This is a genomic window from Methylophaga sp. (assembly GCF_030651745.1).
Window position 1 is genome coordinate 1 of the sequence record NZ_JAUSCC010000043.1, and the last position, 26,604, is coordinate 26,604.

The following is a 26,604-nucleotide window of genomic DNA, read 5'->3' on the forward strand; positions in this document are numbered from 1 at the left end:
TAACCATGGTGACTTTGAGGCCACGGGCTTCGAGAATCGCTGCCAGTGAAGCCGCCGCGATTCCCTTACCGAGAGACGACACAACACCACCAGTGACAAATATAAATTTAGTCATATTATGGAGAGTTTTTGCAATAGCGGCGCAGCCAGAATAGCCACACTCAAAAATATCGACATAAAGTATCAGAATTGCCCGATTCGCTCAATCAAAATCTCCCTGACAAATACGCTCTATCATCGGTACCCAGCCAGTTTGGTCTGATTGTGGTTTGGCCATTTCAGCACATGCATAACCGACAATTGCGACTAATTGCTGATCTGCAAATAGCAAAGGGATGGTGTCACGTTGCCAAACCGGAATTTGCCATTGCTGAAATAACTTTTTTACTGATTGGTGATGTGTCTTTCCCGCCAGCTGAATTTTTTCACCACCTTGACGATAGCTTAATGTCAGTCCAGAGCTGAATAATTCTGCCCGGATCCCTCTACCCTGCTGAGCCTGCCAGACAAGTCGATGTTTCTCATCCAACAACATTGGCTGTTGATTATGAATTAATTCTGCTGAAACCTCTGGAGACTGAGAGATCGACGTGTGCAGGTACAGCCTGTTCTGATAGCGTCTGGCAATGTATTCATGCCAGCTAACTTGTGGCTGGCCATCGACAGCAGCCGAGCACACCTCATCCAGAATACGTTGCAAATTTATTCGTGATGGCAGCGCCATATTTAACATTTTCATAAAAAACCGCAGCACATTCCGCTGCCTTGCTTCACTCAATGCCCGCAATTTATCAATGTTGATACTGCGGTCTTGCAGCTCTGCTTCGATGTTGAAAAAATCATCCTGCGCCAACTCATCCAGCAAAGTCTGGCTTTCCTGCAGGTTCTGGGCGGAACGTGCCAGATTTTGATTTATGGCCGGCCATCGACTATGAAGCAAGGGCCAAACCTGATGCCGTAAAAAATTACGATTTATCTCGGTATTTTGATTACTGGGATCGTCAATCCACTGCAATTGATGCGTTGTGGCATAGTCCAATAATGCTTCACGGGAAATGGTTAAAAGCGGTCGAACGATCTGCATTTTTTGCCAAAATGAAACCGTTTTCATTGCGCCCAGACCACGATTACCGGCACCACGCAGTAATTGCAGCATCAGCGTTTCTGCCTGATCTTGCAGATGCTGCCCTGTCAGCAAAATGCCTTCACCATTCATCAATTTATTTATTGCGTGATAGCGCGCACTGCGGGCGGCCGATTCCAATCCTGATTGATTAATATCAGTTACGGTAACTTTCAGACAATGGAATGGCAGTTGTAATGATTCGGCAACCCGTTGGCAATGCTCTGCCCAATCGGCTGATTGAGATTGCAATTGATGATCAACATGCACTACCTGGATTTTCTGGCTGAATTGATTGCGATGCGTTGCCAGCAAATGCAGCAACACATGAGAATCCATCCCGCCACTATAGGCCACCCATAACGCAGAAGATCCGCAAAGTTTGCGGATCTTCTGCAGGATTAACTCTGTGTCAAAAGACACTTTGGAATACTAGCCTTCAAAGGCACCGTAAGCTAAGAGGCGTTGTTGGCGACGTTTAACCAGTTCATCAACTGGCATCGCTTTTAACTGTTTCATTTTGCTATCGATTGCGGTTTTGATATTCGCCATCAATGCCTCAGGATCACGATGTGCGCCACCTAAAGGTTCTTTGACGATTTCATCGATAAGACCGAGTGATTTCAGACGATCCGATGTGACACCAAGTGTGGCGGCAGCATCCGAAGCTTTTTCAGCGCTTTTCCATAAAATGGATGCACAACCTTCTGGGGAAATAACCGAATAAATACTGTATTGCAGCATCATCAGGTGATCGGCCACACCGATCGCCAGTGCACCACCTGAACCACCTTCACCGATCACGGTGCTGATAATAGGTGTTTTTAATTTAGCCATTTCAAACAGATTTCTGGCGATGGCCTCACTTTGGCCACGTTCTTCAGCACCGATACCAGGATAGGCACCCGGCGTATCGATAAACGTTAATACTGGCATGCCAAAACGTTCTGCCAGCTTCATCACGCGCAAAGCTTTGCGATAACCTTCAGGGCGTGGCATACCAAAATTACGCGCCACTTTTTCTTTGGTATCGCGGCCTTTCTGATGTCCGATCACAATAACCGGTTGACCATTGAAACGGCCCATTCCGGTAATTAATGCCTGATCATCCGCGTAAGCACGATCGCCATGCAGTTCTTCAAAGTCGGTAATCAAATGCTTGATGTAATCGAACGTGTAAGGACGTTGCGGGTGACGTGCCATTTGTGTGACTTGCCATGGCGTTAATCCGGAAAAAATTGAACGCGTCAGCGATTCACTTTTTTCCTTAAGCTTCTGAATCTCTTCGGTGATATTCAGATCGCTGTCATTGCTCATGTAGCGAAGTTCGTCGATTTTGGCTTCCAGCTCGGCAATAGGCTGCTCGTAGTCAAGGAAATTCAACTGCATTACAAAATTACCTTCGAATCAAAATAGGTCGATTATACACGCACTATGAATGGTTACGCTCAGCTGAGGATTAATTCATCTTCCGAATCATTATCATCATGGGTGGCGCCCATACGGATTTCCAGACTCAGATCATTACGCGAATCGGCATTACGCAGCGCATCTTCCTGGGAAATTTTGCCTTCCCGATACAAGGCCAACAGGGCCTGATCAAAGGTAATAGTGCCGGGTTCACTGCTTTCTTTCATCGCATCTTTAATGGCGCTGATCTGACCTTTGTTAATGAGTTCAGCGATATAAGGCGAACTGAGCATCACTTCCACCGCAGGGACTAACTTGCCATCTTCAACCGAGGGCAATAAGCGCTGTGAAATGATGGCGCGCAGGTTCAGTGATAAATCCATCAAAATCTGCCGATGCATCATTTCCGGGAAAAAGTTAATGATCCGATCCAATGCCTGATTGGCATTATTGGCGTGTAATGTGGCCAAACAAAGATGACCGGTTTCAGAGTAATTGATGGCGTGTTTCATGGTATCCATATCGCGAATTTCACCAATCAGGATGACGTCCGGAGCTTCACGCAATGCATTTTTCAAGGCATTTTCATACGACAGCGTATCAATGCCCACTTCGCGTTGCTGCACAATAGAACGTTGATGTGAATGCACAAATTCCAATGGATCTTCAATGGTCAGAATATGTGAACCGGAATTGCGATTACGATGACCAATCATGGCCGCCAAGGTAGTCGACTTACCGCTGCCGGTGGCACCAACGACCAGAATCAGGCCACGTTTTTCCATCACTACATTGCCGAGTACCGGCGGTAAACTCATTTCTTCGAAATTAGGGATATGGATGCGAATGTAACGAATCACCATCGATACTTCGCCGCGTTGGCGAAAGATATTGACCCGGAACCGACCTACGCCATGAACTGGAACGGCAAAGTTCATTTCCAGCGTTTTTTCAAACTCAGCGATTTGCTGGGCATCCATTAATGTATAAGCGAGTTCTTTAACCTCGCCGGTCATCATTTTTTTATTGCCAACGGGACGAATGACCCCTTGAATTTTTACCTGCGGTTCAGTCGCCGTGCAAAAAAACAAATCCGAGGCACCTTTGTCTGCCATCAGTTTGAAATAAGGCATCATTTCCACGTTAGCAATCCTTGAAAAAAACGTTTAAGTTGCGGTAATCCTACACCATCACTATCAGGGCACAAAACGTATTTAGCGGCTTAATAGCGTACCGTCACAGTTTCACTGCCCGGTAAATCCGCCAGCTCTTTTAACAGCGTATCTGATGGAGTAATTTGCCAGTCATGTCCCAGTCGAATCAACACTTCCGCGTCTTGATTGAGATATTTAAGTTCAACCGGCACTACTCCACCACAAAACGGTGTCATCACTGCTTGCATCTGACTGACCCATTGCGTGTCATCACCCTGCTGTTTCACCGTCAGTTGCACAGCCTTACCAAATAATTCACGGGCTTTTTGCAAATCGTAAACTGATTCAGCGGTGCCAGCGAGGCCGCCACTGAAATTATCCTGACCAATCTTACCCTGGATAACCACCAGTTTATCTGGCTGTATAACACTCTGATATTGTTCATAGATATCGCCGAACACCCGCACTTCCAGCCGGGCCGTTTGATCATCCAAAGTAATAAATGCCATACGACTGCCATTTTTGGATTTCATGGTACGAATCGCGACGATCAAGCCGGCAGTCAATAAAGGGATCTCATTACGCTGATAGCCTTTGGATTCCGGGGCATCCAGTTCGCTGATCTTTTTCGGAATAAATTGGGCCAGTTCAGCTGCATACCGATCGATCGGATGCCCGCTTAAATACAAACCAAGGGTTTCTTTTTCAGCACGCAGTAATTGCTCTTCCTGCCACTCAGGCACATCTTCCAGCAAATCGGTTTGCGGTTGATCGACATGTGATGGCTCAGCCAGACCAAATAAATCATTCTGACCACTGGCAGCATCACGTCGATGTTGCTCTGCAATTTGCATTGCCCGACTGAGACTGGCTTCAAGACTGGCGCGATGTCCGCCTAATGAATCAAATGCACCGGCTTTAACTAAAGATTCCATCACCCGTCGGTTGATCTTTTTCAGTTCAACCCGGCGGCAAAAATCAAATAAGGAGGTAAACGCTTCACCCTGTTCACGTTCTGAGACGATACCGGCCAAGGCTGATTCACCGACGCCTTTAATGGCCCCCATGCCATAACGAATGGTGGATTCATTTTCTACGGTAAACTGGATTTTGCTGAAATTGACATCCGGTGGCAGCACGGTCAGATTCATATCCCGACACTCGTCAATCAAGCCGACTACTTTATCGGTGTTGTCCATATCAGCCGATAACACTGCCGCCATAAACGCCGCTGGATAATGCGCTTTTAGCCAGGCGGTTTGATAGGCAACTAACGCATAAGCAGCCGAATGTGATTTGTTAAAACCATATTCAGCAAACTTTTCCATCAAATCGAAAATCGGTCCGGCAGTATTTTCTTCAATGCCGCGATTTTTGGCGCCTTCCAGGAAGATTTGCCGTTGCTTGGCCATTTCCTCAGGCTTTTTCTTACCCATTGCCCGACGCAACATATCAGCGCCGCCCAGACTGTAACCTGCCAGGATCTGCGCGATCTGCATTACCTGTTCCTGATAAACGATAACCCCATAGGTGGGTTTCAGCACGGGTTCCAGATCGGGATGCGGATAGTCGACTTTAGCGCGACCATGTTTACGATTCACAAAATCGTCGACCATGCCTGATTGCAATGGGCCGGGGCGGAACAATGCTACCAAAGCGATAATGTCTTCGAAATTATCGGGTTGCAGGCGTTTGATAAGCTCTTTCATACCACGCGATTCCAACTGGAATACGGCAGTGGTTTCACATCGTTTCAACAAGTCGTAACTGGGCTTATCATCCAGCGGCAAAAGCGCGATATCAATTTTGTCAGCTTCCTCAGCTGGCAACATCGCTTTGACGTTTTTCACCGCCCAATCGATAACGGTCAGAGTTTTCAGACCTAAAAAGTCGAATTTGACCAGACCAACGCTTTCAACGTCGTCTTTATCATATTGCGATACCAGTCCAGCGCCATTCTGTTCGCAATACAGCGGTGTGTAATCGGTCAGTTTCTTCGGCGCGATAACCACACCACCGGCATGTTTACCGACGTTTCGGGTCAGACCTTCCAGCTGCAACGCCAAATCAATTAAGCCGCGGACATCTTCTTCTTTGTCATAGCGCTCTTTGAGCTGCGGCTCTTGTTCCAGCGCCTTACTTAGCGTCATTTTCAGTTCAAACGGCACCAGTTTGGCCAGCTGATCAACCATGCCATAAGGATGACCTAACACACGACCTACATCGCGCAATACCGCTTTGGCGGCCATGGTACCGAAGGTAATGATCTGTGAGACATGATCCCGGCCATAATGCCGGGACACATAATCGATAACCCGATCCCGACCATCCATACAGAAATCGACGTCAAAGTCAGGCAGCGATACCCGTTCCGGATTCAAAAATCGTTCAAACAGTAGATCGTATTGCAGCGGATCAATATCGGTAATTTTCAGTGCATAGGCCACCAGTGAACCGGCACCGGAACCCCGTCCCGGTCCAACCGGGACACCATTATTTTTAGCCCAGCGGATAAAGTCGGCAACGATTAAAAAGTAACCGGGGAAACCCATTTCATTGATAACGTCGAGTTCAATCTGCAACCGCGATTCATATTCGGCGCGTTTTTGTTCTCGTATGGTTTCATCCGGAAACAACACTGGCAGTCTTTCAGCCAGCCCATCAAATGATTCTTTAGAGAAGAATTCTGCGAGTGTCATGCCGTCAGGCACCGGGAAGTCCGGCAGGTAATGTTCGCCTAGTGTTAAAGGAACATTACAACGTTTTGCGATTTCAACGGTGTTGGTAATCGCTTCCGGAATATCAGCAAACAAGCGCACCATTTCTTCCGGGCTACGCAGGTATTGCTGTTCGGAATACATTCGCGGACGACGCGGGTCATCCAGTAATCGGCCTTCATTAATACAGACCTTGGCTTCATGGGCTTCAAACTGATCTGGTGTTAAAAACCGCACATCGTTGGTGGCGACCACTGGCAGGTCAAGTTCACTCGCAAGCAGTAATGCTTGCTGAATATAACGCTCTTCATCTTCCCGCCCGGTACGGATCAGTTCCAGATAAAAACGATTGGGAAACAACTTCATCCAATGTCTGGCCAGCTGTTCGGCTTCAGGTTGGCGACCACCGAGCAAATCACGACCTAACAAACCTTCACGCCCGCCACTTAAACAAATCAGCCCGTCGGTTTGCCCGTCCAGCCATTCAGGTTCCAGCATCGGCACGCCCAGATGCTGTCCTTCGGTATAGGCTCTGGAAATCAATCGTGACAGATTGTGATAGCCCTCCATCGTGCTGCACAGCAACACCATACGCAGACTTTTTTTGCTGTCACTACTATCACGCAAACGGATATCGGCACCCAGGATCGGTTTCACCCCAGCCTGCATTGCTGCGCTGTAGAGTTTGACGGCAGCAAACAGATTATGTTGATCAGTAATGGCAATTGCCGGCATGCCCGAGGCAGCCGCTGCTTTAACCAGAGGTTTGATCCGAACCAGGCCGTCAACCAGCGAATAATCGGTATGTAAATGAAGATGTACGAATTGCGAGGACATGAGACCGTTATTTAATTCAAAGCAAAATGATAACACTGCCAGCTGACAGCATCAGACTGATCGATTAATAAATGATCAGGCGAGATCCAGTTGGCGATCAGTATCAGGCGCATAGTTGGCAACGGTATATACCGCCTGTTTCCATTGTTCGCTGGCCATCAAAGTGTCGCGATCAATCGGATGACGGCCATGCAAACGAACCAGACGCATATGTCTTAGCGGATCAGCCTCACATTTGAGGTTATCCAGTACAGTTTCGACCTCCGTCGGGTTATTGCATAGCAGCAACAAATCACAGCCAGCAGCCAAAGCTGCTTCAGCCCTGGCGGTACTATCGCCCATAATCGCCGCACCGGCCATGCTCAAATCATCACTGATGACTGCACCCTGAAAGCCCATACGTTTACGCAGAATTTCCTGAATCCAATATGGTGAAAAGCCAGCCGGCAGACTGTCACATTTTTCGTAAACAATATGTGCCGGCATAATGCCCGCCAGCGTTTGTGAACACAATTGACGAAACGGCAACATATCGGCCTGCCACATATCTTCCAGATGGCGTTTATCGACAGGCAATCCCAAATGGGAATCCACTTCTACGGCTCCGTGACCGGGGAAATGTTTGCCAACAGCTGCCATGGAAGCCTGTTTCATACCACTGATATACGCAGCAGCCAGTTTAGTGACTGCCTGAGGATCACGGTGAAATGCCCGATCACCGATCACTTCACTGATGCCGTAATCCAGATCCAACACCGGCGCAAAACTGAAATCCACACCTACCGCTCGTAACTCAGCTGCCATTAACCAGCCAGTCACTTCTGCCTGCTTAAGCGTTTGCTGCGGATGTTGCATGTAATGCTGTCCCAACGTGCCAACTGGCGGAAGACGGCTAAAACCTTCACGGAAACGTTGAACGCGCCCGCCTTCATGATCGACAGCAATAATCAGATGCGGTTGTCGCAGCGCATGTATTTCCGTGGTTAACGCAGCAATCTGCTCGGGAGACTCATAATTACGACTGAACAGGATCACGCCGCCAACTAATGGATGTTTGAGAATTTCTTTTTCTGTCTCGCTGATCGTCAAGCCGACCAGGTCCACCATTAATGGGCCTAATGTCATGTGATTACCTTATTCGTGAATAAAGACTTTCAAGCCCGGTTTGACCTGATCAAACAAAGCCAGCAAATCCTGATTATGCATGCGGATACAACCGTGGGATTTGGCGATGCCCATAGGCTCGCTATCCGGTGTGCCATGAATGTAAATATAGCGACGCATTGTATCAACATTTCCCAGTCGATTCTTGCCGGGCTCCAATCCGCTTAACCAGAGAATGCGGGTTAAAATCCAGTCTTTATCAGGAAACTGTGCAGCCAGCTCAGAGCTATAGATTTCACCAGTTGGGCGTCTGCCACGAAAAACCATATTAACTGGCTGTCCGGCACCGATACAGGCACGGATCGTGTGCCATCCTCTCGGCGTGCAACCAGAATTTTCCTGTTCACCCGGACCATTCAATGCGGTAGAAACAGCGGTCGAAAACACAACCTCATCATCCAGCCACAGCTCACAAAGTTGTTTATTAAGGGAAATGTCCAGATAGTGATTTGGCATAAAGTTTCGTTAAATTTCAACCAGGGTTTGAGAGGGAAATATCAGCGCTTTAAACGATAGGCTCGGGAGACACCTGACCAAGTGTATAACTGTGATGCGGTGAGCGGCAACAAACTCAGTAATGCGACCCACAGAAAATAATCGGCTAATGATTGGCGTGGCATGCGTTGTTCCAACATTAAGGTCTGATAATGTTGCTGATCAATGGTTGTCATTGCTTCAGAAAACTCTTCCAGCGATCCGGCTTCAAATGCCCGATATGGAACCTCCAGCGTGTTAAAGAAATTATGTAACTGCCGCTCAGGTGCACCTTGCCACAAAATACTTTCACCTGGCTTTTCGTCAAGCGTCATACCAGTCACTGAACGCATATAGATCCAATACAAAGTCAGCTGATTGTCGCGTAACAGTTGGCTTATCTGTTGCTCTTGTTCGGTGGATAAAATCTGTCCACCATCGGAGATAAGCAGCACAATTCGCGCGCCGCGATAGGTTTCACCGTCAAACATTTTTCCGGCTTGTTTCAACGCTACCGCGATATCGGTTTTGGTCAAACCCCGCCCCAAACCACCAGCTTCAATTGTCGCCAGTGTCGTTTCTTTGCTATAGGTCAATGGCAAAATAGTCGTGGCCTGCTCACTGAACAAGACATAAGCAAAGCGATCATCTGGCCGACTATTCACAAATTCCGTTAAATAATATCGGGCAATACTGCGTTTACTCTCTTTAAAATTCATTTCGGTAGAAAGTCGAAAGCGGTGCCGTCGAGCAAAAGGCTGATCCATGCTGCGGCTGCGATCCAGCAGAATAATAACTTCTGCTCCTTGGCCGCTGCGTTGCACGGTATGTTCAGGAATATGAGGCCCCGCCAGGGCCATGATAAGAGATGCTACTGTTACGGAAGCTAACAAATGCAGGGTAAAACCAATAACTAAAGAAGCATTATCTCTGGGTAATAATGCCTGCCAGACAATTTGCTTTTCAGTATTTCGGCTCAGCCATGGTAAAACCGCCAGTGGCAGTAAATAAAGCAGATATGGGTGAGACCAACTCATGCTTTAAAGCCGAAACAGGCGGATTCAGCGAGCGATCATGGCGATAAAATCCATTTCATCACAACAACGTATTCAGTATTACTAATCATGTTGTTTACTGAACAAACTATAGGGTAAAAACACCAAAATCAGCAGAATCAAAGCTATTGATGCCAGCCAGACAAACAGATCGTATTTCACCGGTTGTTGGCGGGTGAGTGAAATCTTCTGCATTTCTTTAATCAGGTTTTGTGCTGATGTGGGTGAGGAAATAAATTCAAATCCGACACGTTTCGCTATGGTTTCCATATGCGACTTCTTTTGTGAGGATAAATGCTCGGTGCGTGGGCGATTTTCATTCAACTCTGCTGCATCGCCACGACTTGAAGCATATACATCACGATGCATAACTTCATTGATACCCCAATAGCCTTCAATCTCGCCAAACTCGTTGGTTTTGGGAATCGGCAGTAGATCACTGCCACCAATACCCACAATGATTCCCGGGACTTCACCCGGTGTATCAGTGAATTTAGGGAACAGCGTTTCATGCACTGGCGGGGCTTCATGACCATCGGTTAAAAACACTACTGTGGGCTGCGGTGTGATTTCCTTGGCTTGGCGAATAGCGGTGTAAAGCGCTTTGGAGACCTCACTGGATCTAGCCCACGCCATAGTCGGATGAAATTGTGACAACATCTGCATCAAATCATGATAATTGGCACATACTTCCACCGGCGTCATCAAAATCAAACTGCGTGCTTCACTGAAAATCCCCAGACCAACATGTGAACCACAAGGCATACTGAGGATCGCCTGACGGGTATATTCCTTGGCCCAATCCAGTCGATTAATATTTTCGTTACCGAATCTGGCATCTTCAACGTTCATACTGTCAGTAATATCAATAACAAATAAGCTGTCCATCACTTGAACTTCGCGATCAATCGGCGGCAACCACAGTGCCGCCATTATCATTAACAGCCCCAGTAACATCACCAGCGCTGTTAAAAATATGCGTTTGGGATAACTCAAACTCATGGCAGGTCAACCTTAAAGGCTTTGGTTTCAATACTGCGTTCGCTGTAGATTTCCTGCTTGTCAAAATTGCCATCCATATCAGGATCTTCCGGCACTAAACGTAATGCAACTTCGAGGTTAAAACGTGCATCCCAGAAACTGGGTTGCTGCAATAAGGCACTGCGATAATCCTGCTTGGCCAACTCGACCAGAGGGATCATCCGTGGATCATTGCCTTGCATGGTCATGGCTTCTCTCAGGTTAATGTTGCCACGATTAAAGTAGGCAGCCGGCAGCCATTGAGTTTGCTGACTGCCCAAGACCAAAGTGAATTGCTCCAGCGCGGCATCAGTTTCTTCCTGGCTCACCAGATAACTGCCTTGAGCAAAATGCGCACGCGGATGATCAGGTATGGTTTCAAACTCCTGAGGCGCAGCCACAAATGCTTCAATCTGATACTGACGCCATAATTGCCATGCCGTGAACGCCATTATCAGCAGGCTGATACTCAATGTGGCCAGTAAACCCACTCGCAATAATTTCAATGTATTACTCATGTGCTTTTCTAACTCCCCAGTAACTGTATAAATGTGAGCTTGCCAATGGCAGCATGGCGAGCAAGGCTAACCATAAAAACCAATCGGCTTTCGGTTCATGAGGTACCAGCTCTTCGACAATCAGTGTTTGATATTGCTGTTGATCAATCTCATCCATCGCAGCAGAAAATTCTTCCAACGAGCCGGCCTCAAACGCACGGTAAGGAACGCCGATACTTTTAAAAAACTCGTGGACTTTACGTTCAGGTATATCGGTGTACAAAATATTGTCATTTTCTGAGGGCTCCAGCGTCATTTCCTGTCTGGCTTTCAGATAAATCCAGTAAATACTCAGATTCATTTCTTTATAACGCTGCGTGATCATTTCCATCGCTTCATCGGACATCAACTGACCGCCATCAGATACCAGCAATACAATACGGGCTCCGCGATAAGGCTGGTCTTCAAACATGATGGCCGAGTTCATTAATGCATCCACTAAATTGGTATCGGATAAGCCTTTACCTAAAGAATTCGCTTCAATGGTCGCCAAAATGGCTTCTTTGCTATACGTCAGTGGCAGTAAATTGATGGAATTGGTACTGAAAAATACAAAACCAAATCGATCATCTGGACGCTTTTTTACAAATTCGGTCAGATACGTTTTGGCAACCCGACGTTTGGAATTATCTCCGGCAACTGAATAGTTAGCCGCCTGAGTTGTCACGGCAAAGGCATCATCCATACTGCGACTGCGATCCAGCAACAAGACGATCTCCGCACCCTCAGCAAAACGTTGCATCGTGCGTTCTGGTATAGCAGGACTGGCAACCGCCAGCAGCAATGCAGCGATTACCACAGAAGCCAGAAAGTTCAGGCTCAGACTAATGATCCTTGATAATGGATCATGGGGCACCAATGCTGTCCATGCCACGGTTTTATCCAGATTATTGTTAAACCATGGCAATAAGGCCAACGGCAGCAACAACAAAACCAGAGGAAAAGCCCATTCAAGGCCAAACAGCATCATGCCATTTTCTCCCTCGCCCGGCAGGCACGAGCAAGTTTGATCAAACTCTCAAAATCGGCGGATTGCTGCGGATTGCGGCTGAAATAATGCGATGCCGATTGTTGATAAAAACGTGTGATTTCCGGCTGCAAATCGTCTAACCATGGGCAGCTATCCCATAGCTGCTGTATCTGACTGTAAATCACTACCGTGCCAGCACTTTCATTGAAAGCGTGATGCATAACTCTAGTGGCTGAATCCACGTCTTTATGACCGAACCAACGCAGTTTATTCATCGAGAAAACCGCTTTGGCAAAAGGCAATCGTTTACCCGGACGCAGGCCGATATGCCAGATAAACCAGATTAGTGCCGTTAACAACGCCACTAACGCGGCATAGGTCAGTTGCTTTGGTAACGGAGCAAAATCAGCGGCGACTAACTGATGATCGCCACGCAGCGTTACCGAACTGGCATCATCCGAATTGCTTAAAAATGAACCGGCAGAAAAACTTGTCGACGGAATAGTCAGTAACTCCCCTGCCGTAGTTCTTAGGGTATAGGTCGGAGTACCCAGTTGACGTGTTTCAGCCGGTACATTGACCAACTGGTAATGCAACTCTATTTTCTCGCCCATCGGCACAACTTCTTGCAGATACAACCAGGGACCATGACGTTTTCCGATTTGCTGCAAGCTATCCTGATCAAGTTCACTGACATTGACTGGAAGATTCACTGTGGCGATAACCTGATCACCAATCAACAAGCCCCAACTGCGATCCAGATTAAGGGTGACCTCTTCGGCCATAAGCTGACTGCTGAATATAAAACTGATAACAAACATCAAACGACGCATTGTGTGCATTCCTATGATTTTTTCATGGCGGAGAAATACTGAGTCAACTGTTGCGGTGTGACTTCTCCGGAGACGAACAGAGGCTTAACGCGATAACGCATAAAACAAGCCGTCAGTTTCTCAAAATGATCATCCAGTTGTTGTTGCCAACGTTTTTTGATGCCGGGACGGATCCACACACTGTGACGCTTGCCGGTTTCGGAATCTCGGGTTTCAGTCCAACCAGCATGCGAAGGCAGATGATCGACTTCATCATGCTGCCAGACAATAGGCACTACCGTGTAATGCGCCAATTTACGTAAAGTGCGATCCACCAAATCAACGTCACAGCAAAAATCCGATGCCAAAAACACAATTGCCCGTTTGCTGCTGATTAAATCTGCTGCATCAAACAAGCCTTCTGCTCCAGGTGCTGATGGCGGTGTTGCATTAATGATTTTTTCTGCAGCCACCGCGGGCATGCTGCGTTGTCGAGTGGGCATAACTGAAACATCTTTACGCCAGATGGCATCAAATCCGGCCATGGCAAACCGATCACCAAATCTGATCGAAGTATGAGCAATCATATGCGCTAATCGGGCAACCCGTTCATTACTGACGCTGGAAACCGACATGGATCGACTTAAATCCGAGAGCAGCCATAAGGTGATGGATGAACGTTGTTGATAGCGACGCACCAACCAGCGTTCCTGATTTCCCAATGCTGAATCAGCAATATTGGTACGCAAACTGGCACGCACGTCCAGACGCCGAGGATCCGGATAATCAAACAGATCGGCAAACCCGGCAAAACGATCACCGCTGCCCAAAGCTGTTCCGCTATGTGCACCGGGCACATGACCAAACACCTTATCCGGAAAGCGGTAACTAAACTCCTGAGGTTGAATAGGCTTCATTAGAATGCCTTCTTACGGAGTAGCTATGTGATCGCGTAACGCCTGAATAAATTGCGGCATCAACTGTTCACGGCGACCGTCATAGACCGGTGACAGGAACACGCGATGCGTGAGAGATGGCAATAATACAAAATGAATATCGTCTGGCAATACATGATCACGGCCTTCTAACCATGCACAGACTTTCGCTGCACGCACCATTGCCGACATACCGCGAACACTGGCACCAGCGACCACGAGATCTTCGACATACACATCAGGCAGAGTAATGCCGAGCTTGTGTGGTTCCCAGCTGGCATCCCACAAACGCACTACATAGTTTTCAATTTCCGGCGAGACAAACACGCTGTTTTGGATATCACGATCCAATTCATTGAGATCACGGTAGTTGAGTAACGGTGCGCCTATTAAACTGAGCAAAGCATCCACATCATGAAACGCTGGATCAAAGATCAGCTTACGGCGTGATTCATCTTCCAGCGGACGGCTGATGTTGATTTCAAACAGAAAACGGTCACGAGCAGCAGCGCTAAGCTCAAAGGTTTCTTCTTTTTCGACGGCATTACGATCGGCAAATACAATCATATGCGGGAAGCGATATTCTTTCCCAAAGGCTTCGGCACTGCGTTCAGCCATTGCTCTTAACAGTAAAGATTGAACTTGAGGACGCGCCCGGTTGATTTCGTTAAAGAAAAACACCGCGGTTTCTTCACCTTTGGCAATCAGCGGGCCCGGTTCAATCACCGGCTTACCATCTGCATTAACCCAGGCACTGTACAGCAGATCATTTGGCATTAAATCGACACTGCCTTCGATACGACCAAATGCGCCGCCCAATGCTTTGGAAAAAGCACGCAGCAACGTGGTTTTACCCACCCCGACACCACCTTCGAGTAAAACATGACCACGGGCATGTAATGCAATCAAAATCAAACGAATAGCTTGATGTTGACCAATCACCACATCATTGACGACTTTTTCCAGCGCCAAAGCGTGTTCACGAGCAGTATTCAGTTGCTGCTTATCCGACATTCTCTCTCCCCTTTTATTAGGTAATATTTTTTTATTAAGACTTACTGATACTAAAATCTGACCGTAAGTCATTTTGTTACTTTTAAATGATGCTTGGTATCAAGTTCTTCAGCGGTAGACTGAAAGCAAAAGCGCAAATATCCCAGAATTAGTCATTTGCCTGGGAACTCATCATTCGCCACTCAGGTTTATGCTTTTTGTTATTGCAGGAATCTATCATCAAACAGATGGATATGAAACCGACCAGAAACCGTGAGCCTAAAATCTACCTCAGTTTTATCTAACACAGGAACAGCTATCTAGCTCACACTAAGCTTTAATGTCGCTTATTAAACCGTGAAAGCCAAATCATCACATCAGATATTTGCCCATGGACATCGGGCAAATTTCCCGTGTGTTGCTGGCATACTTTGCAGAGCGCAAATCTGCGCCTAGACTGTGCTCATTGTATATTCGGATAAACCATGAATCTCAGACTGCAGCTTTTCTTTAGAATCATGTTGATAGGTTTTGTCTGTTTGTTGGGAAGTGCTGGTTATGTGCTTTATCAAACCGATCAACAAGCCAAGTTGGAAGCAGATTTAACCGCACTGCGGATTGAAAAACAGCTCACCCAGCAATTGTTAAAAATGTTTTCCCGTTATGATTATTCCGTCGCCTTTCCGGATACCGATATCCTGCAACAACTTAACGGAGTACCGGGCTCCTGCGTGCAGTTTCTGTCTCGCACCGAAAGTCGGCGCCGAAGTTTATGCAATGAAGTGATTCACGATGAAGCGCGTTGGCCACAATGGTTTGGCAATATTTATCAAAAGCTGTTTCAGCCAAATTATGAAGCCAGCCGCCGCTTTTCCTTTAATGCCATTACCTACGGCAATATCCTGGTTTCATTGAATGTAGAAACGGAAATTGCCCGCGCCTGGAGTAATTTGCGAGCAGTGTTTGGCATTCTGTCAGTGAGCATATTCGCCGTAGCATTATTGGTATTCATGACCATTCACCAACTATTACGTCCGGCACAATTGATTGTCCGAGGTCTGGAAAAAATGCACCAAGGCGAGTTGCAAACCCGTATTCCCAGTTTTGATATCCGCGAATGGCGGCGAACCAGTGAAGCAATTAATGCGCTGGCTGCCAGTCAGCAACATATCATGGCTGAGAATCGCCAACTTGCCTTGAAACTGATTAATGCTCAGGAAGAAGAACACCGTTATATCAGTCGTGAACTGCATGATGAATTTGGGCAGTGTCTGGCCGGCATTAATGCGTTGACCACCTCAATCAGCCAGACTGCTCGCAAGGATTGCCCTTCCATCCTCACAGAAACCGAAGGTATCAGTCATATTACTGAGCATATGATGTCGGCCTTACGCGGCTTATTGACTCGGTTGCGACCTGCCGATGTGGATGAATTAGGATTGACACGAAGCCTGGAGAAACTGATTAAAAGCTGGAATCAACGTACTGGCGGAGAAACACAGTTTAATTTGCAGATTGGAGATGGTGTTGATGCCCTACCCGAACCGCTACCGGTTAATTTATATCGGATTGTCCAGGAATCACTGACCAATATCGCCAAACACGCTGACGCCAGTGAGGCCAATATCAAACTGATGTTTAGCAACCACAATCACCTGATTTTAGAAGTGGAAGATAATGGCAAGGCCAAACGCGACAGTCTCAACCAACATATGGGCGTAGGATTGCTGGGTATATCAGAACGAGTGAACGCTCTAGGTGGAAAAATCACCATGGATACCCATAACGAAGGCGGCTTAAAACTGCTGATCGACTTACCGGTGAATCCGCCAGTAGAACTCACCTAAGAGAATCAACATGACTGAAAACTCAATCCAAATCCTGCTGGTAGATGACCATGCCATCGTCAGAGAAGGCTATCGTTCATTACTGCAAAAACAGCCAAATCTGAGTGTCATTGCTGATGCCCGTGATGCCGCAGAGGCCTACCAGAATTACAAAACCTTTCAGCCGGATGTGGTGATTATGGATATTTCCATGCCGGGTCAAAGTGGTTTGGAAGCCATATCACGTATCCGACAATATGATGCCCAGGCACGCATTCTGGTGTTCAGCATGCATCAAAACCCCAGTTTTGCTCTGCAGGCTATTCGTGCTGGCGCATTAGGCTATGTCACAAAAAGTAGTGACCCAGCCTTGCTCATTCATGGGATATATCAGGTTTATGAAAACAAACTCAGTCTCAGCCCAGATATTGCGCAGGCGCTGGCATTAGAAAAACTGGGCCAGGATAAAGCCCGATTGGATGATTTAACGGTGCGGGAGTTTGAGATTTTGCGCTTATTACTGGAGGCCAAAAATAATCAGCAGATAGCCGATATCCTTAATATCAGCCCGAAAACAGTTTCCAATTCGCATTACATTATTAAACGAAAACTTGAAGTGAATTCAGATATCGAACTCACCCGCCTCGCCATTCGCATGAAGTTGTTAAACCTGCGCGATTTAATTGACGAGGCGGAATGAACTCAGCTCTAGCAGCTAAATATCAAGCTGCTTTTTCTTTATCATCAAAGTCATTCCGGATCAGATAGTCAAAAGCACCTAATGCTGCTCGGGCCCCCTCACCCATGGCCATAATGATCTGCTTGTATGGAATGGTGGTTACATCACCGGCAGCAAATACACCCGGCATTGAGGTGGCACCGTGAGAGTCAATTTCAATCTCACCATACTTGCTCAGCGTTAACGTATCTTTCAACCAGTCAGTATTCGGTAACAAACCAATCTGTACAAACACCCCCGCCACTTCAACATGATGTGCTTCTTCGGTGGCCCGATCTTTATAATTCAGACCATTAACCTTTTTGCCATCACCAGTCACTTCCATGGTTTGTGCGCCGATGATCACCGTGACGTTGCTAAGACTGTGCAGTTTTTTCTGTAATATTGCATCGGCTTTCAATTGATCAGCATATTCCAGCAAGGTCACGTGACCGACAATACCGGCCAGATCAATCGCAGCTTCCACACCGGAGTTACCACCACCAATTACGGCAACATGTTTGCCTTTGAATAACGGACCGTCACAATGCGGGCAATACGCTACACCATGACCACGGTATTCAGTTTCGCCAGGCACACCCAACTCACGCCAGCGTGCACCAGTGGCGATAATAATGGCTTTACTGGTTAATTTAGCGCCACTTTCCAGCTCCACTTCAATCATTTTGCCTTGCTGGCGTAACTTGTTGGCACGCTGCAGTTTCATCACGTCCACTTCGTATTGCTTGACGTGTTCTTCCAGTGCGGCAACCAATTTGGGACCTTCGGTTTCTTTAATTGAAATAAAGTTTTCAATTGCCAAAGTATCCATCACCTGGCCACCAAAACGCTCTGCAACAATACCGGTACGAATACCTTTACGCGATGCATAAATTGACGCTGACGCACCAGCAGGACCACCACCTATGATCAATACATCATAGGGAGCGCGTTGATTGATTTTTTCTGCTTCGCGTTTAATCGAACCAGTATCCAATTTGCCAATGATTTCTGTCAGGCCCATGCGACCTTGACCGAAAACCTCGCCATTCAGGTATATCGTGGGTACCGCCATGATTTGGCGTGCTTCCACTTCTTCAGGATATAAAGCACCGTCAATCATGGTGTGATGAATATTCGGATTCAACACCGCCATCAGATTTAACGCCTGAACCACTTCAGGGCAGTTCTGGCATGACAATGAAATATAGGTTTCAAACACAAACTCGCCATCGAGTTGTTTGATTTGTTCAATCACTTCAGGCTCGGTCTTCATCGGATGACCACCGGTATGCAGCAAAGCCAAGACCAGCGAAGTGAACTCATGCCCCATCGGAATACCGGCAAAACGGATATGCTCCTGACCGTCAGGCTGCTTGATACGGAATGATGGTTTACGTGCATCATTATCGGCATCAGAAAAGCTGACTTTGTCAGACATACCAGCAATTTCAACCAGCAACTCACGCATTTCCTGAGATTTTTTGCCATCATCAAGTGATGCAATGATCTCAACCGGGCGTTGCAGATTCTGCAGATAAGTTTTTAATTGTCCAGCAATGTTTGCATCCAACATAAGGCACCTGCCTGAATAAAATTCTATAAATGTTTGGGTGTTGTCCGGACCGTTTGGCCCGGACACACAAGATCCAATGGATCAAGAATTTCGTGAGAAATAGTCATCTAATCAAGCGACTACTTGCTGCAGATTTTCTTTAGATTTTGCCAACCAAATCCAGAGATGGTGACAAGGTTTCTTCACCTGGCTGCCAAGAAGCTGGGCAAACTTCACCGTCATGAGAAGCAACATATTGAGCAGCTTGGATTTTACGAACCAGTTCTTTTGCACTGCGGCCAATACCCAGATCATGAACTTCACATACTTTGATCACGCCTTCTGGGTCAATAACGAATGTACCACGCAGAGCCAGACCTTCTTCTTCAATCATTACTTCGAAGTTACGGCTGATTGAGCCGGTCGCATCAGCAAGCATTGGGAAGTTGATTTTTTTGATGGTTTCAGACGCATCATGCCAAGCTTTGTGAGTGAAGTGGGTATCAGTAGAAACTGAATAAACTTCAACGCCCATTTCTTGCAGTTTTGGATAATGATCCGCTAAGTCACCCAGTTCAGTAGGACAAACAAAGGTGAAGTCGGCCGGGTAAAAGAATACAACTGACCACTTGCCTTTCAGATCAGCATCAGTAACTGGTACGAATTCGCCTTTGTGGAATGCGGTGGTTTTAAACGGTTTAACGGTAGTATTAATCAAAGTCGACATGTTCTACTCCTTGTTGGTTGTCAATAGCGACAGAGGCCATTCTATGGCCCGGAGATACAACGGTCAAACAACTTAATTCTATTAATATAATCGGAATAGACGATTTGAAAGATAAGCTTATAAAAAAAGCCCCTGGAGCTAAACTCCAGAGGCTTTTTAAGTACTTTTGAGCCGTATTAACGGTTGCAAATGTACATGGTTACTTCAAAACCGAAACGCATATCTGAATATTCTGGTTTAGTCCACATAATCATTTCTCCATTCTATTTTAGGGTTATCGCTATCCGTTTTTCTGAATAACGTGAAGTGATACTACGCTGCAAAAACCAGAAATCTATCAGGCATAAACTTGATCGAACTCAGGATTTTACTGATTCTTCCAAATTAATGATGATGGCTTTGATCGCTTGAGTGAGTGTGCTTAGTTGCTCAGCGCTAATGATATAAGGTGGCATCACATAAATCATTGAGCGAAAAGGTCTGATCCATACACCTTGATCCACAATAAATTTCGGCAACCATTCCATAAAACTATCGAGAGGCTGGTTCAGCTCGACCACACCTATCGCCCCTTTGACCCGAACATCTTTCACTAACGAATGGGAAATTAATTCGCTCAGTTCATTAGTCAGTTGGGTTTCAATATTCAACACCTGTGTTTGCCAATCGGATTCAAGTAAAACATCAATACTTTCACAGGCGACCCGACAGGCCAGTGGATTGCCCATAAAGGTCGGGCCATGCATTAATACACCTTGACTGTCCGCCGATATTCCGTGAGCCACTTTGGTCTGACACAAAGTGGCTGCCAGCGTCATATAACCGCCAGTCAACGCCTTACCAACACATAAAATATCCGGCACCACTCCAGCTGCTTCGTAAGCAAACAAATGTCCGGTACGGCCAAAGCCGGTGGCGATTTCATCAAAAATCAGCAGCAAATCATGCTTGTCACATAAGGCGCGAAGTTCACGCAGATATTGCGGACAATAAAAATGCATACCGCCAGCGCCCTGCACCAATGGTTCAACGATTACTGCCGCCAGTTGTTGATGGTTTGATTCGATTAATGCTCGCATTTCGGCAATATCTTCATCTTGCCAGTCACTGTCTTCACGACAGGTTGGCGCTGGAGCAAACAGATGTTTTGGCAACACATTGGCAAACTGTGAATGCATGCCATTGACCGGATCGCAAACCGCCATCGCTCCGAAGGTATCGCCGTGATAGCCATTTCTCAGTGACAGCAGTTTTTGTTTATCGGCTTTGCCTTGAGCGAACCAATATTGAATGGCCATTTTGATAGCCACCTCAACGGACACCGAACCGGAATCCGCCAGAAACACATACTGCAATGCATCATCGGTGATATCGATTAAACGTCGTGCCAGGCTGACCGCAGGATCATGGGTTAATCCGCCGAACATCACATGCGACATTTTATCGAGTTGATCTTTGGCTGCCGCATTTAATCGTGGATGACCATAACCGTGAATGGCGGACCACCAGGAAGACATGCCATCAATAATTTGCCGGCCATCCGCCAATGTTAAATATACACCTTTTGCAGAAACCACCTCATGCAGTAGCGGTGGATTTTGCACACTACTATATGGATGCCAGAGATGCTTGGCGTCAAATTGCAGATTATTAAGTTCAGTCATGGAAGGATTCAATCACAGCTTAAGCGCCGGGTAAAACAAAACCGCCCGTTAAAAGCTTAACGGGCAGTTTGAAACATAAAAATAGAGATCAGTTTATTTGGTAACGCTAAAGCTCTCTCCACAGCCACATTCAGAAGTGACATTCGGATTTCTGAATTTGAAGCTTTGGTTCAAACCTTCTTTAACGAAATCCAGAATCATGCCTTCCAATAATGGCAGGCTTTCTTTATCGACCACCACCTTGACGTCATCCTGCTCGATAACCATATCGTTGGCAGCCACTTCATCAGCATAATCCAGTGCATAGCTGTAGCCCGAGCAACCGCTTTTGACCACACCAATACGCAAGCCAATTCCGCTATCACGTTTAGCGACCATGTCACGTACACGTTTTACTGCTGATTGTGTCAATGTAATTGTTGTCATTTTATTACCTGTTCATCAAATGGTTAAAACGACTGGCTTCTTTCTCAATTACGACTGCCAGCTGTTCAATTTGTTCTTTAGTGTTTTCCAGTGAAACACTCACCCGGACCGCACCTAGTGCCGTCATATCATCAATATTCATTGCTTTCAGCACATGGCTGGGAGTCTGCCGGCCTGTACCACAAGCCGAACCGCTGGCGACTGAAAACCCTTTGCGGTCCAGTGACATCAATAAAGTGTCGGAATCAAAGCCCTGTAATGAAAAAAACACCGTATTCGGCAGGCGCTCGGTTGATTGAGCAAAAATGGTGACGCCAGGTATTTTCCGTAACTGGATTTCCAGCAAATCCCTCAATTCACGACAATACCGTTGATAATGCGTTAATTGCAGTTTCGCTTGTTCAGCTGCTTTGCCAAAACCGACAATTGCGGCAACGTTTTCGGTGCCACTGCGTTTTTCATGTTCCTGCCCACCGCCTAATACATATGCGGGCCAATCCAGCTTTTTATCAACTATTAATGCGCCGATACCCTTAGGCCCACCAAACTTATGTGCCGACAGGCTCATCAATTGGATTCCAGCCGCCTGAAAATCAATTTCCAGTTTGCCAGCGGCCTGCACGGCATCGCAGTGAAACACAATATCTCTTGCTTTGGTCAGCTCTGTTAACCGAGCAATATTCTGCACCACGCCGGTTTCGTTATTGGCCCACATCACCGACACCAGTCGGGTATCGTCGGTAAGCAAGGTTTCAAATATCTCGCTATTAATCAGTCCATCGGCATTCACCGGGATGAATAACACTTCAAAGCCCTGTTGCTGCAACCGTTTGGCCGGTTCCAATACAGCTGGATGCTCGGTACTACCGATTAATACTCTGCCTGAATCAAATAACTGCGCAACACCGCTAATGGCCTGGTTATTGGACTCGGTGCCACCGCTGGTAAAAATGATTTGGTCGATGTCCACATTGACCAAATCCGCCACTTGCTGACGTGCATGATCAAGCGCTGCCTGCGTGTATCGACCAAACCGATGACTGCTGGAAGGATTGCCCTGTTGTTGTTTCAAGTAAGGCAACATGGCATCCAAAACCCCTTCCGCCAGTCCGGTTCCGGCATTGTGGTCTAGATAAGCAAAAGACATAAGACTCGGTGGGTTAATTAAAGCACATCAAATTTGATGACTTTTTCGCCGCTATTGCGACTATTGCGGTTACGCTCATAATCACTAACAACATGATGCAAAGTGATACCAGCAAGATAGACACGTATCTGATCGCTGAGACTTTGCCACAATTCATGGCTGACACATTGCTCGTCAGCATGACAATTATGCTTGCCCTGGCATTGTGTACTGTCCACTTTTTCATCGACAGCTGAAATCACATCTAACACAGTGATTTCTGCCGCCGCACGACTCAGTTTGTAACCACCGCCCGGTCCACGGGAGCTGCTCACCAAGCCCTGTTTACGCAAGCGGGCAAACAATTGTTCCAAATAGGACAGTGAAATCCCCTGACGCTCAGAAATATCAGCAAGCGTAATCGCTCCAACTCCATAATTGAGACTTAAATCGAGCATCGCTGTCACAGCATAGCGACCTTTCGTCGTTAAGCGCATATTGATTTCCTATCAAAAACTATTTTGGTAGTTTTTCATACCCGACTATTTTAGTCAACTTTAGCCGAATCAGACTCTTTATCAAGTTCACAACCATCCAGTTCGGGCATAGAAACGTCCGGTATTTCACCGCCCAGACGATGAATGGTCTGGCACATCGCATCCATACGCTTTTCCATTAGATGAATATGCTCAATCAGACCATGTATCGCAGAGGCCACCGGATCCGGTGTTTGTGTGGAGGTACCATAAGCGTCAAAGCCAACTGATTGAGCCAGTTTCTCCTGAGCTTGTTTGTCTGGATTTTTCTGGCTTCTAACCACCCGACCAGGAATACCAACTACCGTTTCATTTGCAGCAACATCCTTAACGACTACGGCATTAGATCCGATTCGGGCACCGTCATGAATTGTAATCGGACCCAAGACTTTTGCCCCGGCACCCACTACAACATTATTGGTTAATGTCGGATGCCGTTTACCGCCCTTCCAGGATGTTCCGCCTAAGGTCACACCATGATATAGCGTGCAATCATCGCCAATTTCAGCTGTTTCACCGATCACAACACCCATGCCATGATCAATAAAAAATCGTCGACCGATTTTGGCACCTGGATGAATTTCGATGCCAGTCATCCAACGACCAATGGTTGAGATAAACCTGGCCAGCCACATCCAGCCTTTTTTCCATAGCCAGTGACTGAAACGATGCAAAGTCAGAGCATGTACGCCAGGATAAGTAGTGACGATCTCAAATACATTGCGCGCAGCCGGATCTCTGTCAAATACGCAGTAGATATCTTCTTTAAAACGCTGCCAGCGGGTTACATGTATTTGATCGTTCATTTTGAATTCCTCGCTTTGGTTTCTGCTGCACGCAAAATACCATGCAAAATCTGAACTTCGTTACGGTCTAGATCCGCTCGATTAAATAACCGGCGAATCCGTCGCATTAAATAACGTGGATTGGTCGGGTCCAAAAAGCCAATGGTGGTCAAGCTACGTTCGAAATGATCATATAAATGCACCAAATCTTCAGCATGAATTGCTTCCCGCTCCTCACCCACTCGACCTTTTTCAATTGTTGGATTAAAACTCATGCGTAATTCATAAGCCATCACTTGCACCGCTGCTGCCAGATTCAGTGAGCTATAGTCTGGATTAGCCGGAATATTCACCAAGGTATGACACATATCGAGTTCATCATTTGATAAACCTGAATGCTCCCGACCAAACACAATAGCAATATGGGTGTCGTCATCATATTTTTCAAGCGAGGTAACCGCTTCCCGTGGGTTCATTAACGGCACAGCCAAATGTCTGAGTCGAGCGCTCATGCCAAATACATGTTGGCATCCGGTTAACGCTGATTGCAGACTGTCATGCACCACTGCTTTGGCAAGCACATCATCCGCGCCAGATGCACGGGCTGTAGCTTCAGCACTTGGGTATATTTTAGGTGCGACCAGATGCAGATTAGATAGGCCCATCGTTTTCATTGCTCTGGCTGAGGCACCGATATTGCCCGGATGGGTGGTGCCAACCAGCACAAAGCGAACTTTTTCTAAAAGCGTCATACAGTTTTCCTGGTGATAAACATGGCGTCACCGTAACTGAAAAAACGATAACGTTGCTCAATAGCGTGTTGATAGGCAGACATAATATGCTCACGTCCAGCAAAGGCAGACACCAACATTAATAAGGTGGATTCAGATAAATGAAAGTTAGTCACCATCGCATCCACTGAGCGGAATTGATATCCCGGATAAATAAAGATATCTGTTTCGCCGGAATAAGCGGCAATTTCACCACTTCGAGAAGCACTTTCTAAAGCCCGCACACTGGTGGTACCTACCGCAATCACTCGTCCGCCTTTTTCACGGGTTTGACGAACTTTTTCACATACAGTTTCACTGACATCAATACGTTCGGAATGCATCTGATGAGTACGAATATCTTCAACACGAACTGGCTGAAAGGTGCCGGCACCAACATGTAAAGTCACTTCAACCATATCGATACCACTGTCACGAATACGCTGCATCAACTCATTATCAAAATGTAGTCCGGCAGTTGGTGCCGCCACTGCACCGACTTGCTTGGCATACACCGTCTGATAACGGTCCAAATCGCTTTTATCAACTTCACGTTCTATATAAGGAGGAAGCGGTAACCGGCCATATTGCTCAAGTGCTTCGATTACATCGCCTGCAATATCAAACTGAAGCTCAAATAAAGCATCATGGCGGCCTAATACTTGTGCACGAAGCTCAGATTCCAGAATTAATATCCGCCCCGCCCCAGGGGATTTACTGCTGCGGATATGTGCCAAAACCCGTTTATCATCCAACACCCGTTCCACCAATACTTCAATCTTGCCGCCAGTTTCCTTTTCACCCAGCAAACGGGCAGGAATTACCTTGGTATTATTGAAGACCAGTAAATCATTGGGTTTTAGTAAATCCAGGATCTCACTGAACTGGCGATCAGCCAATTCACCACGATTACCATCCAGTGTCAGCAAGCGGCTGGCAGTTCGATGTTTTGACGGATACTGGGCGATTAACTCCGGCGGGAGTTCAAATTGAAAGTCGGTACGATGCATGGCGAGATCATAGCAGAGCTACTATGTTTTTCGTTAGGTTAAATCTGGGCCGAACAAGAAAATATTACTAATTAGTTAATTCAGGCTTTCATAATGAGGCAGCCCTCGTTATAATGCTCGGCTTGTTGCCGGGGTGGCGGAACTGGTAGACGCGCCGGATTCAAAATCCGGTTTCTTCGGAAGTGCGAGTTCGATTCTCGCCCTCGGTACCAACATTAACCTAGTATTATCAATAGGTTA

Annotated in this window: 26 protein-coding genes and 1 tRNA gene; 3 read left to right on the forward strand and 24 right to left on the reverse strand. The window is 46.6% G+C overall.

Annotated features, from left to right (window positions below; genetic code table 11):
- The 14 genes from Q7V21_RS04725 to Q7V21_RS04790 form a co-directional block, all read right to left on the reverse strand.
- Positions 1-115, reverse strand: a 115-nt coding sequence (locus Q7V21_RS04725; RefSeq protein WP_304916199.1) for a hypothetical protein, incomplete at its 3' end; no start/stop codon positions are given.
- Between the two features lie 87 nt (positions 116-202).
- Positions 203-1,546 carry a tRNA lysidine(34) synthetase TilS gene (gene tilS, locus Q7V21_RS04730; RefSeq protein ID WP_304916176.1) on the reverse strand — a complete coding sequence of 448 codons (1,344 nt, stop codon included), beginning with the start codon at positions 1,544-1,546 and terminating at the stop codon, positions 203-205.
- 9 nt (positions 1,547-1,555) lie between these two features.
- Positions 1,556-2,512, reverse strand: coding sequence for an acetyl-CoA carboxylase carboxyltransferase subunit alpha (locus tag Q7V21_RS04735; RefSeq protein WP_304916177.1), 957 nt, complete (start codon positions 2,510-2,512; stop codon positions 1,556-1,558).
- Between the two features lie 59 nt (positions 2,513-2,571).
- The gene (locus tag Q7V21_RS04740) at positions 2,572-3,675 is read right to left on the reverse strand and encodes a PilT/PilU family type 4a pilus ATPase (RefSeq protein ID WP_370654045.1); all 1,104 of its coding nucleotides are present in this window, start codon (positions 3,673-3,675) and stop codon (positions 2,572-2,574) included.
- Positions 3,676-3,755: 80 nt separating this feature from the next.
- Entirely contained in the window at positions 3,756-7,241 is a 3,486-nt protein-coding gene (dnaE, locus tag Q7V21_RS04745; protein WP_304916178.1) for a DNA polymerase III subunit alpha, read from the reverse strand.
- A gap of 75 nt (positions 7,242-7,316) precedes the next feature.
- Positions 7,317-8,366 carry a beta-N-acetylhexosaminidase gene (gene nagZ / locus Q7V21_RS04750; RefSeq protein ID WP_304916179.1) on the reverse strand — a complete coding sequence of 350 codons (1,050 nt, stop codon included), beginning with the start codon at positions 8,364-8,366 and terminating at the stop codon, positions 7,317-7,319.
- A gap of 9 nt (positions 8,367-8,375) precedes the next feature.
- The gene (locus Q7V21_RS04755) at positions 8,376-8,861 is read right to left on the reverse strand and encodes a L,D-transpeptidase (protein WP_304916180.1); all 486 of its coding nucleotides are present in this window, start codon (positions 8,859-8,861) and stop codon (positions 8,376-8,378) included.
- A gap of 41 nt (positions 8,862-8,902) precedes the next feature.
- The gene (locus Q7V21_RS04760; RefSeq protein WP_304916181.1) at positions 8,903-9,916 is read right to left on the reverse strand and encodes a vWA domain-containing protein; all 1,014 of its coding nucleotides are present in this window, start codon (positions 9,914-9,916) and stop codon (positions 8,903-8,905) included.
- A gap of 81 nt (positions 9,917-9,997) precedes the next feature.
- Positions 9,998-10,936: a VWA domain-containing protein gene (locus tag Q7V21_RS04765; protein ID WP_304916182.1), complete on the reverse strand. Its 939-nt coding sequence runs from the start codon at positions 10,934-10,936 to the stop codon at positions 9,998-10,000.
- Positions 10,933-11,472: an MxaK protein gene (locus Q7V21_RS04770; RefSeq protein WP_304916183.1), complete on the reverse strand. Its 540-nt coding sequence runs from the start codon at positions 11,470-11,472 to the stop codon at positions 10,933-10,935. The genes Q7V21_RS04765 and Q7V21_RS04770 overlap by 4 nt, the downstream gene beginning before the upstream one ends.
- Positions 11,465-12,481, reverse strand: a complete 1,017-nt coding sequence (locus Q7V21_RS04775) for a VWA domain-containing protein (RefSeq protein WP_304916184.1) — start codon at positions 12,479-12,481, stop codon at positions 11,465-11,467. Before Q7V21_RS04775 ends, Q7V21_RS04770 begins: the two co-directional genes overlap by 8 nt.
- Positions 12,478-13,314 carry a hypothetical protein gene (locus Q7V21_RS04780; protein ID WP_304916185.1) on the reverse strand — a complete coding sequence of 279 codons (837 nt, stop codon included), beginning with the start codon at positions 13,312-13,314 and terminating at the stop codon, positions 12,478-12,480. The genes Q7V21_RS04775 and Q7V21_RS04780 overlap by 4 nt, the downstream gene beginning before the upstream one ends.
- A gap of 11 nt (positions 13,315-13,325) precedes the next feature.
- Positions 13,326-14,210, reverse strand: coding sequence for an MxaS protein (locus Q7V21_RS04785; RefSeq protein WP_304916186.1), 885 nt, complete (start codon positions 14,208-14,210; stop codon positions 13,326-13,328).
- 12 nt (positions 14,211-14,222) lie between these two features.
- Entirely contained in the window at positions 14,223-15,242 is a 1,020-nt protein-coding gene (locus Q7V21_RS04790; protein ID WP_304916187.1) for a MoxR family ATPase, read from the reverse strand.
- 464 nt (positions 15,243-15,706) lie between these two features.
- Between Q7V21_RS04790 and Q7V21_RS04795 the strand changes: the two genes are divergently transcribed.
- Together Q7V21_RS04795 and Q7V21_RS04800 are read left to right on the forward strand one after the other, a co-directional pair.
- A complete protein-coding gene (locus Q7V21_RS04795; protein ID WP_304916188.1) occupies positions 15,707-17,068 on the forward strand; it encodes a histidine kinase in 1,362 nt (453 codons plus the stop codon).
- Positions 17,069-17,078: 10 nt separating this feature from the next.
- The gene (locus tag Q7V21_RS04800; RefSeq protein ID WP_304916189.1) at positions 17,079-17,747 is read left to right on the forward strand and encodes a response regulator transcription factor; all 669 of its coding nucleotides are present in this window, start codon (positions 17,079-17,081) and stop codon (positions 17,745-17,747) included.
- Between the two features lie 22 nt (positions 17,748-17,769).
- On the opposite strand, the gene ahpF is transcribed toward Q7V21_RS04800, so the two are convergent.
- From ahpF to queA, 10 genes are all read right to left on the reverse strand, one after another.
- On the reverse strand, positions 17,770-19,341 hold the full coding sequence (gene ahpF / locus Q7V21_RS04805; RefSeq protein ID WP_304916190.1) for an alkyl hydroperoxide reductase subunit F: 1,572 nt from the start codon (positions 19,339-19,341) through the stop codon (positions 17,770-17,772).
- A gap of 139 nt (positions 19,342-19,480) precedes the next feature.
- On the reverse strand, positions 19,481-20,047 hold the full coding sequence (ahpC, locus tag Q7V21_RS04810; RefSeq protein ID WP_304916191.1) for an alkyl hydroperoxide reductase subunit C: 567 nt from the start codon (positions 20,045-20,047) through the stop codon (positions 19,481-19,483).
- 176 nt (positions 20,048-20,223) lie between these two features.
- Positions 20,224-20,295 carry a pyrroloquinoline quinone precursor peptide PqqA gene (gene pqqA / locus Q7V21_RS04815; protein ID WP_081443609.1) on the reverse strand — a complete coding sequence of 24 codons (72 nt, stop codon included), beginning with the start codon at positions 20,293-20,295 and terminating at the stop codon, positions 20,224-20,226.
- A 111-nt stretch (positions 20,296-20,406) separates the two neighbouring features.
- A complete protein-coding gene (bioA, locus tag Q7V21_RS04820) occupies positions 20,407-21,711 on the reverse strand; it encodes an adenosylmethionine--8-amino-7-oxononanoate transaminase (protein ID WP_304916192.1) in 1,305 nt (434 codons plus the stop codon).
- Between the two features lie 93 nt (positions 21,712-21,804).
- Positions 21,805-22,137, reverse strand: coding sequence for an iron-sulfur cluster assembly accessory protein (locus Q7V21_RS04825; RefSeq protein WP_304916193.1), 333 nt, complete (start codon positions 22,135-22,137; stop codon positions 21,805-21,807).
- 4 nt (positions 22,138-22,141) lie between these two features.
- Entirely contained in the window at positions 22,142-23,284 is a 1,143-nt protein-coding gene (locus tag Q7V21_RS04830; protein WP_304916194.1) for a cysteine desulfurase family protein, read from the reverse strand.
- Positions 23,285-23,301: 17 nt separating this feature from the next.
- Positions 23,302-23,760 carry an Rrf2 family transcriptional regulator gene (locus Q7V21_RS04835; protein ID WP_304916195.1) on the reverse strand — a complete coding sequence of 153 codons (459 nt, stop codon included), beginning with the start codon at positions 23,758-23,760 and terminating at the stop codon, positions 23,302-23,304.
- A 50-nt stretch (positions 23,761-23,810) separates the two neighbouring features.
- Positions 23,811-24,605, reverse strand: a complete 795-nt coding sequence (gene cysE, locus Q7V21_RS04840) for a serine O-acetyltransferase (RefSeq protein ID WP_304916196.1) — start codon at positions 24,603-24,605, stop codon at positions 23,811-23,813.
- Positions 24,602-25,336: an RNA methyltransferase gene (locus Q7V21_RS04845; protein ID WP_304916197.1), complete on the reverse strand. Its 735-nt coding sequence runs from the start codon at positions 25,334-25,336 to the stop codon at positions 24,602-24,604. The genes cysE and Q7V21_RS04845 overlap by 4 nt, the downstream gene beginning before the upstream one ends.
- Positions 25,333-26,364: a tRNA preQ1(34) S-adenosylmethionine ribosyltransferase-isomerase QueA gene (gene queA / locus Q7V21_RS04850; protein WP_304916198.1), complete on the reverse strand. Its 1,032-nt coding sequence runs from the start codon at positions 26,362-26,364 to the stop codon at positions 25,333-25,335. The genes Q7V21_RS04845 and queA overlap by 4 nt, the downstream gene beginning before the upstream one ends.
- A 127-nt stretch (positions 26,365-26,491) precedes the next feature.
- Here queA and Q7V21_RS04855 point away from each other — a divergent pair.
- A tRNA-Leu gene (locus tag Q7V21_RS04855) sits at positions 26,492-26,576 on the forward strand.
- The last annotated feature ends 28 nt before the right edge of the window (positions 26,577-26,604 follow it).

Coding starts and splice junctions, on each gene's coding strand:
- Q7V21_RS04735 (WP_304916177.1), bottom strand. CDS start 2,512: ATGCAGTTGAATTTCCTTGACTACGAGCAGCCTATTGCCGAGCTGGAA.
- dnaE (WP_304916178.1), bottom strand. CDS start 7,241: ATGTCCTCGCAATTCGTACATCTTCATTTACATACCGATTATTCGCTG.
- nagZ (WP_304916179.1), bottom strand. CDS start 8,366: ATGACATTAGGCCCATTAATGGTGGACCTGGTCGGCTTGACGATCAGC.
- Q7V21_RS04755 (WP_304916180.1), bottom strand. CDS start 8,861: ATGCCAAATCACTATCTGGACATTTCCCTTAATAAACAACTTTGTGAG.
- Q7V21_RS04760 (WP_304916181.1), bottom strand. CDS start 9,916: ATGAGTTGGTCTCACCCATATCTGCTTTATTTACTGCCACTGGCGGTT.
- Q7V21_RS04765 (WP_304916182.1), bottom strand. CDS start 10,936: ATGAGTTTGAGTTATCCCAAACGCATATTTTTAACAGCGCTGGTGATG.
- Q7V21_RS04770 (WP_304916183.1), bottom strand. CDS start 11,472: ATGAGTAATACATTGAAATTATTGCGAGTGGGTTTACTGGCCACATTG.
- Q7V21_RS04775 (WP_304916184.1), bottom strand. CDS start 12,481: ATGATGCTGTTTGGCCTTGAATGGGCTTTTCCTCTGGTTTTGTTGTTG.
- Q7V21_RS04780 (WP_304916185.1), bottom strand. CDS start 13,314: ATGCGTCGTTTGATGTTTGTTATCAGTTTTATATTCAGCAGTCAGCTT.
- Q7V21_RS04785 (WP_304916186.1), bottom strand. CDS start 14,210: ATGAAGCCTATTCAACCTCAGGAGTTTAGTTACCGCTTTCCGGATAAG.
- Q7V21_RS04790 (WP_304916187.1), bottom strand. CDS start 15,242: ATGTCGGATAAGCAGCAACTGAATACTGCTCGTGAACACGCTTTGGCG.
- Q7V21_RS04795 (WP_304916188.1), top strand. CDS start 15,707: ATGAATCTCAGACTGCAGCTTTTCTTTAGAATCATGTTGATAGGTTTT.
- Q7V21_RS04800 (WP_304916189.1), top strand. CDS start 17,079: ATGACTGAAAACTCAATCCAAATCCTGCTGGTAGATGACCATGCCATC.
- ahpF (WP_304916190.1), bottom strand. CDS start 19,341: ATGTTGGATGCAAACATTGCTGGACAATTAAAAACTTATCTGCAGAAT.
- ahpC (WP_304916191.1), bottom strand. CDS start 20,047: ATGTCGACTTTGATTAATACTACCGTTAAACCGTTTAAAACCACCGCA.
- bioA (WP_304916192.1), bottom strand. CDS start 21,711: ATGACTGAACTTAATAATCTGCAATTTGACGCCAAGCATCTCTGGCAT.
- Q7V21_RS04825 (WP_304916193.1), bottom strand. CDS start 22,137: ATGACAACAATTACATTGACACAATCAGCAGTAAAACGTGTACGTGAC.
- Q7V21_RS04830 (WP_304916194.1), bottom strand. CDS start 23,284: ATGTCTTTTGCTTATCTAGACCACAATGCCGGAACCGGACTGGCGGAA.
- Q7V21_RS04835 (WP_304916195.1), bottom strand. CDS start 23,760: ATGCGCTTAACGACGAAAGGTCGCTATGCTGTGACAGCGATGCTCGAT.
- cysE (WP_304916196.1), bottom strand. CDS start 24,605: ATGAACGATCAAATACATGTAACCCGCTGGCAGCGTTTTAAAGAAGAT.
- Q7V21_RS04845 (WP_304916197.1), bottom strand. CDS start 25,336: ATGACGCTTTTAGAAAAAGTTCGCTTTGTGCTGGTTGGCACCACCCAT.
- queA (WP_304916198.1), bottom strand. CDS start 26,364: ATGCATCGTACCGACTTTCAATTTGAACTCCCGCCGGAGTTAATCGCC.